Source organism: Peribacillus sp. SIMBA_075, assembly GCF_046534585.1.
This window is the reverse complement of sequence record NZ_JAWRYN010000771.1, coordinates 1-266: the sequence shown is the minus strand read 5'-3', so window position 1 is coordinate 266 and position 266 is coordinate 1. Positions and strand designations below refer to the sequence as shown.

At 50.4% G+C, this 266-nt stretch carries 1 pseudogene; it reads right to left on the bottom strand.

The features are described 5' to 3' along the window. A pseudogene (locus tag SB775_RS30295) lies at positions 1-266 on the bottom strand (glutathione ABC transporter substrate-binding protein); the annotation flags it as partial.

The window sequence follows — 266 nt, the reverse complement described above, 5'->3', positions numbered from 1 at the left end:
AGCTGCTTCCACTCTGTCGCGAGCATCGGCTTGAACACCATGTTTTCGTCGCGTGCGATCAAGCCCTCGTATACCTTGTGATGCACGACACTTGCCGCATTGATGGCGGAAATAAAATGCGGGTCCAAATTATTGGCATCAGATTGACGTGCGATGATCAAGGTTTGATTTTTTGGTGCAGGATCTGTTCCAGCTACAGTGGTGCTCGTCCCTTGTTCATTGCCCGAAGAACATCCCGCAAGCACAATCCCTACGCCAAGTACACT